Annotated in this window: 6 protein-coding genes and 1 pseudogene; all 7 read left to right on the forward strand. The window is 35.0% G+C overall.

All coding sequences use genetic code 11. The features are described 5' to 3' along the window. Positions 1-14 precede the first annotated feature (14 nt). The 7 genes and pseudogenes from ACP6PM_RS33485 to proX all read left to right on the forward strand — a co-directional run bounded on the left by ACP6PM_RS33485 (position 15) and on the right by proX (position 10,359). The gene (locus tag ACP6PM_RS33485; RefSeq protein WP_426591160.1) at positions 15-554 is read left to right on the forward strand and encodes a phycobiliprotein lyase; all 540 of its coding nucleotides are present in this window, start codon (positions 15-17) and stop codon (positions 552-554) included. Positions 555-1,076: 522 nt separating this feature from the next. Next, positions 1,077-1,697, forward strand: a complete 621-nt coding sequence (locus tag ACP6PM_RS33490; protein WP_426591161.1) for a chromophore lyase CpcT/CpeT — start codon at positions 1,077-1,079, stop codon at positions 1,695-1,697. Positions 1,698-1,865: 168 nt separating this feature from the next. Continuing rightward, the gene (locus ACP6PM_RS33495) at positions 1,866-2,171 is read left to right on the forward strand and encodes a CpeR family transcriptional regulator (RefSeq protein WP_426591162.1); all 306 of its coding nucleotides are present in this window, start codon (positions 1,866-1,868) and stop codon (positions 2,169-2,171) included. A gap of 740 nt (positions 2,172-2,911) precedes the next feature. After that, the gene (locus tag ACP6PM_RS33500) at positions 2,912-4,465 is read left to right on the forward strand and encodes a ribbon-helix-helix protein, CopG family (RefSeq protein ID WP_426591163.1); all 1,554 of its coding nucleotides are present in this window, start codon (positions 2,912-2,914) and stop codon (positions 4,463-4,465) included. Positions 4,466-5,694: 1,229 nt separating this feature from the next. After that, positions 5,695-6,888, forward strand: a complete 1,194-nt coding sequence (locus ACP6PM_RS33505; RefSeq protein ID WP_426591164.1) for a quaternary amine ABC transporter ATP-binding protein — start codon at positions 5,695-5,697, stop codon at positions 6,886-6,888. Positions 6,889-7,036: 148 nt separating this feature from the next. Further along, positions 7,037-8,344: pseudogene (locus ACP6PM_RS33510) on the forward strand (RNA-guided endonuclease InsQ/TnpB family protein). Positions 8,345-8,370: 26 nt separating this feature from the next. After that, complete coding sequence (gene proX, locus ACP6PM_RS33515) at positions 8,371-10,359, forward strand: glycine betaine/L-proline ABC transporter substrate-binding protein ProX (RefSeq protein ID WP_426591165.1); 1,989 nt, start codon at positions 8,371-8,373, stop codon at positions 10,357-10,359. Positions 10,360-10,708: the final 349 nt, after the last annotated feature.

The raw sequence follows: 10,708 nt of genomic DNA on the forward strand, positions 1-10,708 counted from the left end.
AAAGATAGTAATGTATGGATGTCGTAGAATTTGTCGAACGTTCTATAGGACGTTGGCGATCGCAACGTAGTGGCCATAATTTAGCATTTAGTCATTTTGAAGAAGTTCGCTCGACAATAGATATTGTTTCTTTACCAACAAATGCTCCAGAAGTAATAGAATTGTGTAAGTCTAGTGGAGTAGATATTGCTCAAGCTATTTCTCCTTTTCAGATGAGTTGGGAAGGAGAATCAGATTGGGATGAAAATGAAATTCTAGAAGGTAGTTGTGTCTTAGTACCAATACCCGATCAAGATAATCTCAAAAAAGGAAAATTATTACGTTCCCAAGGGTATGCAGAAACTATTCCTGCTGCGGGAGAATATCATATTACTGAAGATGGCACTTTTATTTTACATACAGAATATGACCGTGCTGCTGCTGAAGAAAAAATTTGGTTTGGCACTCCCAATGTCAGGTTTAGAGTATCGTTGATTAAAACGAGTGATGGTAATGGTGTATTAACTGCTTCTTTTTCATCAGAAATTCGTTCTTTGTCAACTGAGGAAAAATAATTGGTAGAATCATCACAATAAGTAAGTTGGTAGGTGGGAATAAACCTAATACTGTTTGACGGAAGTCAAAAGTAAAAAGTCATACATTAATATTTTATAGGTTCAAAACTTTGACACGTTCAGCAATTTCAGGAAATTATTTCACATCTTTAGTTTAAAACGATTGGCGACATCTTTAAAATTAATTTGTATAACGATGTCAGACAATTTTTATTGAACTCAAACTTTTGAGATGACTTTCTTACCGAATTATTAATTAATTAATTAATTCTGGTTTAAAGCCTCCCCTTTTAAGGGAAAAAAAAGTGCTATTAAATTTCCCAATATTCAATTCCCGAGCGGTTTTAACCAGAGGTAATTATCAATTATCCATTATCAATTATCAATTAATGAAACTCCTTTTCAGTTGCTGCGGACATATTTACATTTAATTATGCCTGGCTAATTATATAAATAAATGATTTTCCTGAAAAAACTCGATAATAAAAAGCAAAAATAATTGAACAAGAAATAGGGAAGACTATGAATATTTCCCAGACAAAAGATAAGACAAATTTGAATAACTTAATTACTCTAGCTAGTTGGATGGCAGGAGATTTTAGTAACAAAAAACAAGCCTTTGAAAATCCGACTCTTTATGCTCATATCCATGTTTTTTTCCGACCTTTGGCAGATAATTTTTTTCCTGGTATAGGTTTTTATTCAGAGCAGGTTTATGACTATGACCTCTGGAGTCCATATCGTCAAGGAGTTCATCAACTTATAGATAAAGGCGATTATATTTATATAGAAAACTATAGTCTTAAAGACCCCATTCTCTATGCAGGTGCAGCAAGAGAACTTGATATTTTACATACTATTACTCCAGAAAATATAGAACGTCGTTACAACTGTTCAATGGTGTTTAAACGAGACGGAGAAAGATTTTTAGGGAGCGTTGAACCGGGAAATAAATGTTTAATTAATAAGAGAGGATGTGAAACTTATCTAGTTAGTGAAGTAGAGTTAACTGAAAATACATGGATTAGCTTAGATAGAGGTATGCATATTAATACACACAAACAAGTATGGGGTTCAGAATCTGGACCTTTAAAGTTTGAAAAACAAACAAGTTTTGCCAATGAGTTACCGAATACGAATTAAGTAGTTAGACAAAATTATTTGTATATTTACTATTGAGTTGTGTTTTGATTTTTTCTTAGCTCTTTGGGTAATCTGTATCGACCCATAATGTATAGTTAATTTTGTCCAGGTACTTCAAAAATAAAAGGTAGCAGCCATCAAATAGTCTTGAGGGAGTGCTAAAAGAAAATGTTGCCACCAATAGCAGAAAAGAAATTACAGGGTTGGATTAGAAGTCGCCATATAATCTGCTCAGGAAATTTTTTTTTATTTGAAACTGTAGAGTATTCTACTATTGATAGATTTACAGAATGTGTTCAAACATTGGGCGGCAGTTTGATATCTGTCAAACCTATTAAGAAAATTTGGATTGGTAATCATAGAAAAGTAATTCTTTATCAAGCCAAAGCAAGTCTCCATACACCTCACCACGATTTAAAACAATACTGGGTAAAGTATGGTGGTTTTTATACTAGGTTTGATGAACGGGGTTAATCGAGTTTTAAGTAGTAGATTTGATAGCAGTCGAAGCAAAGGTTAGGACATTTACAAACGCTAAAAGTTAGTCAGGGATTACTTCTGACTTCTGTACTGGCGAATGGCTATTCGCCCCTACTTCCCCTCCCAGGAGGGGTTAGGGGTGGATTGACTTCTGACTTGCGCGTAGCCCTATATACCAAATCCGGTTGCTAAAACTCCTTTTCAAATATCGACAGCGCAATAACAGACAAAAACTTTTTTTATAAAAAATTTATCCAAACTCTGAAAAAGTGGGGGGAATATGCAGCAAAAATTTTAGTATTTCATATATGGCAAATTTCATCTCAGTCAGTTGCTAGCAGGCAATATCCCGCATTACAGGGGTTTAAACGTTAAGATCACCTCACATACTTGGGATCTTCTGTAATTTAGCTTTGAGCCAAAACTCCAGGACTTTTACTCTAAACTTTCTGGAGTTTTTTCTTAATTTTTGGCTTTGGTTTTGGTATGGAATAAGAACAACAGGACTAATGCAAACCATAATTTATAAACACTACATATACTAAGACGTTATAGTTTTAATCGATCATATCTACTATATATGGTGTCTTTGCATAAGTCCTGAAAAATTACTGATTAGTAAGTGAATTAGGACAAAATAAGTATCCTATGCAGTATATCGGAATACCTTAATTAATTAAGGAATACCATTAAAGGGTATACTAGAAAAAGTATGGTGGCCAAGGAGAATGCCAATGTCAAAAAAACGTGGTAGTGCCACCTCTTATACAGAAAGCAAGGTTAAAGTAGGCGTATCTCTTACTCCCACTAGCGCTGAGAAGCTAAAGGAGATAGCAAAAGAACTTGGTTTATCAAGGTCTGAGCTAGTTGAGCGCATCGCCAGAGGAGACCTTGCGGTTTTGAGAGAGGCGGCACAAATAACAGCAAATTTGAATAATCAGTCGGATACAGTTAACAATGCTCTGAGCAAAAATGAATTACCCGACAGTGAAGTAGATGTTGTAACAGTTCCAGAACCATTAAGTGAGTCTGTAGAAGCACAAGCTCAATTATCGGAAAGTTATCAGACTTTACAGCAAGAGTTGGAATCTCAGATGGCACAGGTAAAGGATTTGGAAAACCAAATGGCTGCCATGGTGTCAAGAGAAAGTTATGAAAGTTTACAACAACAATTAGAAGAAGATAAAAAAGTAATTGCAAATTCCCAGGAAAAACTATCTCAACTCCAGCAACTAGAAGTACAAGTAGCTTCTATGGTTTCCCAGGAAGTACACGAAACTCTGCAGCAAGAGTCTGTTGAGCAAAAAGTACAACTAGAACTGTTAGAAGAGCAAGTAGCTTCGATGGTGTCCAAAGAAATTCACGATTCTTTGCAGCACCAATCACAAGAGCAACAAACTCAACTACAGCAACTAGAAGCACAAGTAGCTTCTATGGTTTCCCAGGAAGTACACGAAACTCTGCAGCAAGAGTCTGTTGAGCAAAAAGTACAACTAGAACTGTTAGAAGAGCAAGTAGCTTCGATGGTGTCCAAAGAAATTCACGATTCTTTGCAGCACCAATCACAAGAGCAACAAAATCAACTACAGCAACTAGAAGTACAATTAGCTTCTATGGTTTCCCAGGAAGTACACGAAACTCTGCAGCAAGAGTCTGTTGAGCAAAAAGTACAACTAGAACTGTTAGAAGAGCAAGTAGCTTCGATGGTGTCCAAAGAAATTCACGATTCTTTGCAGCACCAATCACAAGAGCAACAAAATCAACTACAGCAACTAGAAGTACAATTAGCTTCCATGGTGTTGCGGGAAAGTTATGATGCTTTGCAACGTCAGTCAGAAGAACAACAAGATAAGTTGCGACACCTAGAAGAGCAAGTTACTACAATGGTGTCAAGAGAAAGTTATGAAACTTTACAAAAACATTCAGAAAAGCAAAAAGCTGAGTTGGAAAGTTTCCAATCACAAGCAGATTTAATGGTGTCCAAAGAAAATTATGAAGCTTTGCAGCATCAGTTACAAGAGCAACTCAATAAGTTGCAAAATCTGGAATCCATAGTTGCTTCAATGATACCACAGGAAACTTATGACGCCTTAGAAAAAGAGTCAGAATTTCAGAAACAAATAATTGCAGATTACCAAAATAAACTGACTCAATTAGAACAAAAATATCATAACCAATCTGAGACAATAGAGGCTTCACAAAAACAAATTTCTGAGTTACAAACTCCAGCAATGATTGCAGAACATCATATTCTTAACAAGTGGCAATATCGGACTTTTTCTAGATAAAGTTAAAGTTCAAGGAAATTGATGATTTTTAGTAAATGGAGCAATGTTGAATTTTCAGTTTTGAAAATTTAGAATAAAGCAGGGAGCAGCATTTAATTATTGTTCCGAAAGCGACCAAATCTCTCCGCTAATTGATGAATTTCAAGAGCAATTTTTTTATCATCCATAAGATGTTAATAGCGGAGAGAAACTGAGTCGCACTTTTGAATTGTTGGCTAGGTTCAATAATTTTGGTTAGATCATGTCTAATTGAATAGTTGTTATATAGCAGTTTTCATTAACATAGAATACATATATTTTGGCTTAAAGGCACTTATACTGAGGGTAGAGGGCATAATTTTTGTAGTCAACATGAGTGAAAACCTATATAAATAAAAGCCAACAGGGAACAGGGAAAAGTTTGTATAAATGAGGATAGGGAGACTGGAGTGTTTTTATTGGGAATTAAAATAATATAGCAATTCCCATACTTTTAAGGTACAAAATTGGTTGATTTTAGGGAGTAGGGAGCAGTAACTTGGAAAGCAGGGAATAGAAAACAAGAAAAAAACTGTACTTAACGTTGGTTGAGAAACGTTATCTTAAGAATAAAACGTTATTAATTGAATAAGGTTAACTAACTGCTAATTAATAATAGGTGATAATGGGAAAATTTAGGATTTTAAAAAATGAATAAATAACTCTTATTAAAAAGAATGTTATTATTTATATTTATACTGGGTGCATAGAGGATTTTAAATTTAATTAATTGATGAAAAATCTTCTTCTGGAAAAGGAAGAGTTGAAGATTAAAAGTTAACATGATTTCAAATTGTATGAATTAGGCATAATAAAAATGTACTTTTCTCTCTAGAGAGAATCTACAAAATTTCCCTTTATTTCCTGTTTCCAATAAAGCTTTTCCCTAAAAATTTTAGATGTGGGCATCTTAAAAAAACATGATATTACTAAGCTGAAAACTACTTTCAATAATTAATAATTAAAGCGTATGCGGTGGTTTATGAAATGTAGTAGTAATAGCTTTTTAAATAGTTTTTGAAGTCTGAAATTAAGATGTTATTCTTGTTGAGAAAATCTACTATTATCGGCGGAGCAAACTTACATTGAATAGGCTGTATATCTTAAACTTTTTAAGAAGAGGATTGGCAAAAATAATTTTTTTTCTAAATAATTAAGGAGATGCTTGAAACCTTAATTTTTCGGTAAATTATAATTCATAAGGTAAAGGTATGACTGCCAAAATAATTATAGAAAATCTAATTAAAATTTACGGCAAAAAACATCTTGCTGCTCTCAAGTTATTTCGAGAGGGGAAAACAAGAGACGATATATTACAGTCTACAGGTAATGTTTTGGGATTAGCTGATGTATCTCTTGAGATTGGTCAAGGGGAATTATTTGTGGTAATGGGGTTATCTGGTTCGGGAAAATCTACCCTAGTTCGCTGCATTAATCGTCTAATTAATCCTACGAGCGGACATATTTATATTGATGGTGAAGATGTTGCTCATGCTGATGAGAAACGGATGCGAGAGATACGACTGAATAAAATTTCCATGGTATTTCAACGCTTTGGGTTATTTCCTCACAAAACAGTAGCAGAAAATGTAGGGTATGGACTAAAGGTGCGGGGAATTGAAGCAACTGATCGTCGTCAGAAAGCTTTAGAAACATTAGAAGTTGTGGGTTTAGAGAAATGGGCAGATTATAAACCTACCTCTTTGAGTGGGGGAATGCAGCAACGGGTAGGTTTAGCTCGTGCTTTAGCTACTGATGCAGATATTTTATTGATGGATGAAGCTTTTAGTGCTCTTGACCCACTGACGAGGGGAGAGATGCAAGATGAATTATTGCGACTCCAGAAAGAATTGCATAAAACTATAGTGTTTATTAGTCATGATATGCAAGAAGGTTTGAAATTGGGCGATCGTATTGCCGTAATGAAAGATGGCGCAATTGTTCAATTGGGGACGCCAGAAGAATTAGTTACTAATCCAAAGGATAATTATATCAGAGCTTTTACTGAAGAAGTAAATTCTGCTCAAGTTATTCGGGTAGGTTCAGTTATTAGTAAAAGAGTTTCCCTGAGAATTGGTCAATATTCTGTTAGCTCTGGTTTGGAGCAAATGTTAAACCATAACCTCCAAGTTCTGTATGTAGTTGATGAGTACAATAAACCTATTGGTTTGGTGAAAAAACAGCTTTTGGAAAGGAGTCTCAAAGAAGGCAAAGAGGATATTATGGCTATTATGGAAACTGACTTTCCAATAGTTGATAGTTCTACTCACCTAGAGGATATTTTTTACTCTTACAAACAAGGACTTCCCCTAGCAGTTGTTAACGAGAAAAAAGAGTTTCAAGGTATGGTAGAAGCAGTTGATGTATTAACCAGTTTGGGGCAACCAAATAAAAATTCTGATTAAATCAATAGTAGATACTTATACTTTCCTAAAGGATATTTTTTACTGAAAAATTGTCTCTAAAACCTAGCAACTCTGAGGCGACTCTTTGGTTGATGATTATTTCAACAAAAAATATGTTATTATTTTGTTTAAGTTTTAAATTAAGACTATGAAAGCTAGATATAAGTATCGTATATATCCAATACCGGGACAAAAATACCGATCAGCAAAGCTATTCGGTTGTGTTCGTATTGTTTGGAACGATAGCCTAGCTTGTTGTGGAGAAAAGTATAGATTGGGAGAAAAGAAACCTACTAATTATGAACTACAAAAACAGTTTATCACTCAAGCTAAGAAGGCTGAAAATAGAGAGTGGTTATCAGAGGTTTCTAACATTCCATTGCAGCAATCTTTAAATGATTTAAACCAGGCTTATCAAAACTTTTTTAAATCAACTAAAGGTCACGCAATAAATCCTGTTAAACTTCCTAAATTCAAAAGTAAGAAATCAAAACAGACTGCTAGGTTTACAAAAGGGGGGTTTAAAATTGGTCAGGATAAAGTTTATTTAGCGAAAATTGGAAAGCTTGAGATAGCTTGGTCTAGAGAGTTATCTGCTGCTCCATCATCAGTAACTATTATCAAAGATTGTAGGGGCGATTCGCGAATCGCTAGATATTTCTTAAGCTTTGTAGTAGAAACTTTACCTGAAATTTTACCTCAAACTGATAATTCCGTAGGTATAGATTTAGGAATCAAAACCTTTGCTAAATTTAGCGACGGTAAAAAGGTTAATGCTCCTACATCATTAAATAAAAGGATTAAAAAGTAGCCTCTTTCAGAGGAGCTGCGCTAACGAAAATTAAGTAAATCATTATCTAATAAAACTAGAGGGTCTAGACGATATGAAAAAGCCAGATTGAGAGTAGCTAAATTTCATGTAAAATTAAAAGATACTAGGACAGATTTTGTGCATAAATTATCTACTGAAATAATTCGTGAAAACCAAACAATTGTTTTAGAAGATTTGAATGTTTCTGGCATGGTAAAAAATCGGAAATTATCTAGAGCTATTTCTGATTTAGGTTGGCGACAATTAAGAACATACTTAGAAGAAAAAGCGGAGAAATACGGTCGTGATTGTAGAGTAATTAGTAGATGGCAACCAACATCACAAAAGTTTTCATGTTGTGGATTTAAAGGTGGAAAGTTAGACCTTTCAGTAAGAGAATGGGAATGTTTGAATTGTGGTGCAAAGCACGACCGTGATGAAAATGCAGCAATAAATATATTAGTCGCGGGCGGACAGTCCGAGACATTAAATGGACCTGGAGGCCAGGGTAAGAGTGCAATCAAGGTAGCAGTAGTCTGTGAAACGTCAACCCACCAAGGAGCTTCGGCTCGGCAGGAATCCTTGTGCCTTAAGCCTGGGGAGGATGTCAAAAGTTTGGGGCAATCAAATAAAAATTTGGATTAAACCAACATTACAGGAGCTAGTCAATTGTGTTTATTTTCAATTATTTATCTCACTACTTCATAGCTGAAACTCAAGGAGTATTAAACAATTTATTGAATCCTTTTCAATCTTATACTTTACCTCTAGACGAATGGATTAATAATTTAGTTAATTTTCTGGTTGACAACTTTCGTCCTATATTTCAAGCTATCAGCTTACCAATTAGCGGAACTCTAGAAATAGTAAAATCGACTTTTATAGCAATTCCGCCTTTAATTTTTCTGATAATCATTGCTCTGCTAGTCTGGCAATTAGCAGGTAGAAAAATAGCTATCTACAGTTTTATAGCTCTAATTATTATCGGTTTTTGTGGAGCTTGGGAAGCAGCAATGGTTTCCCTATCTTTAATACTTACTGCCGTAATATTTTGTATGTTGGTTGGTATTCCTTTAGGTATTATCTGTGCGGTTAGCGATCGCTTCAATAGAGTATTGCGACCTCTGTTAGATGCTATGCAAACTCTTCCAACTTTCGTTTACTTGGTACCTGTAGTAATGCTGTTTGGAATTGGAGAAGTTTCTGGTATAATAGCAACTTTTGTTTTTGCAGTTCCCCCTCTAATTCGTTTGACTAACCTCGGTATTAGGCAAGTATCTCCAGAAGCGGTAGAAGCTGCACTTGCTTTTGGTTCAACTCGCCAACAAGTTTTATTGGAAGTACAAATTCCTTTGGCTTTACCTACTATACTTGCTGGGACAAACCAAGCTATTTTATTAGCTTTATCAATGTCAGTTGTTACCTCAATGATTGGGGTAGAGGGATTAGGACAAATGGTATTGCAAGGTTTAGGACGTTTGAATGTTGGACTAGCTGCGGTAGGGGGATTAGGTATTGTATTAATTGCTGTAATGCTAGACCGTATTACTCAAGGTGTTAGTCAAGGTAGTATTCAGTCTTGGCAAGAGCGTGGTCCGATTGGATGGTTACGGTCTCTTGGGTTGTCGAAACGCGATAAAGCAACTTTAGGGATAAGTATTGTGTTTGCTTTGCTAGTTGGTGTGACAGGTTGGCAATTAATGTCTCAAACAACTATAAAATCAACAGAAGAGTCATTACCAGGGAAAGGAATAGTAGTTCGTCCAGGTTCTGATATGGAAACCTATGGTACATTTATCACAGAAATTGTGGATATTGGACTAGAAAAATTAGGCTATGAGGTGAAAGGTCACAAGCAACTGAATATTCCAGCAATGCACATTGCTGTTGGTAATGGTGATGTAGATTTTACTGGAACCCATTGGGAAGCTGGTCACCAAGAATTTTTTGACAATAATGGTGGGGAAGAAAAGTTAGAAAGGTTGGGAACTCTTATTTCTAATTCTAGTATGGGGTATCAGATAGATAAAAAAACGGCTGATGAATACAATATTACTGATTTATCACAACTTCAAGACCCAAAAATTGCTCAACTTTTTGATTCTGATGGTGATGGTCTGGCAAATTTAATTGGTTGTACTGCTGGTTGGATGTGCGAAAGAGTTATTAATCATCATTTGCAGGTTTACGGACTTGAGGATACTGTTGAGCACATTCAAGGAGATTATTCTGCTTTATTGGCAGATGCTTTAGTTCGTTATCGTCAAGGAAAACCAATTCTGTTTTATGCCTGGAAACCCCATTGGTTTGCTTCTGTTTTAAGAGAAGGAGAAGATGTAGAATGGTTGAATGTTCCTTTCACATCTTTAGTAGGAACTATGGAAAATTTCACGGAAAAAGATACTTCATTTAATGATAAAAATCTTGGTTTTCCCATTGACAATGTCAGAATATTAGCTAATAAGAAATTTTTGGAGACTAACCCAGTTGCTCAACGTTTATTTGAACAGATTGAGATTCCGATTGAGGATGTTGATATTCAACAGGAAAAAGTTAAAAATGGGGAGAATAAACCTGTAGATATTCGCCGTCATGCTGAAGAATGGGTTGTCAGTCATCAAGGATTATTTGATAGTTGGTTAGAAGTAGCAAAAAGTTAGATTTTAATATTAAAGTAATTCCCAAATTATTTTTCTGCTTGACTTTTTCCCTCTTCCTGATTTCCTGAAGTTGGGAAAAATTTAGTAGTCATAAAATTTGAGGAAGATTGATTAGAGAATTTAATTGGGGAGAATCTACTAGGTAGGGGTTTGGTCTCCAAAACAGATAAATGATTAATCCCAATTATCCTCAACAATACTGCCCAATGAAATTACGCAGTTTATGTATCTCAAGAGCTTAAATCAAATTTCTCCTAGCTATTTCTATAATTAATGATTTTTCTGGTTTACTTTTTCCTGATTTCCTGAAGTTGGGAAAAATTTAGTAGTCATAAAATTTGAGGAAGAT

It is taken from the genome of Dapis brunnea BLCC-M229 (assembly GCF_050015995.1).
Taxonomy (GTDB): Bacteria; Cyanobacteriota; Cyanobacteriia; order Cyanobacteriales; family Microcoleaceae; genus Trichodesmium.

Coding starts and splice junctions, on each gene's coding strand:
- ACP6PM_RS33490 (WP_426591161.1), top strand. CDS start 1,077: ATGAATATTTCCCAGACAAAAGATAAGACAAATTTGAATAACTTAATT.
- ACP6PM_RS33505 (WP_426591164.1), top strand. CDS start 5,695: ATGACTGCCAAAATAATTATAGAAAATCTAATTAAAATTTACGGCAAA.
- ACP6PM_RS33500 (WP_426591163.1), top strand. CDS start 2,912: ATGTCAAAAAAACGTGGTAGTGCCACCTCTTATACAGAAAGCAAGGTT.
- ACP6PM_RS33485 (WP_426591160.1), top strand. CDS start 15: ATGGATGTCGTAGAATTTGTCGAACGTTCTATAGGACGTTGGCGATCG.
- ACP6PM_RS33495 (WP_426591162.1), top strand. CDS start 1,866: ATGTTGCCACCAATAGCAGAAAAGAAATTACAGGGTTGGATTAGAAGT.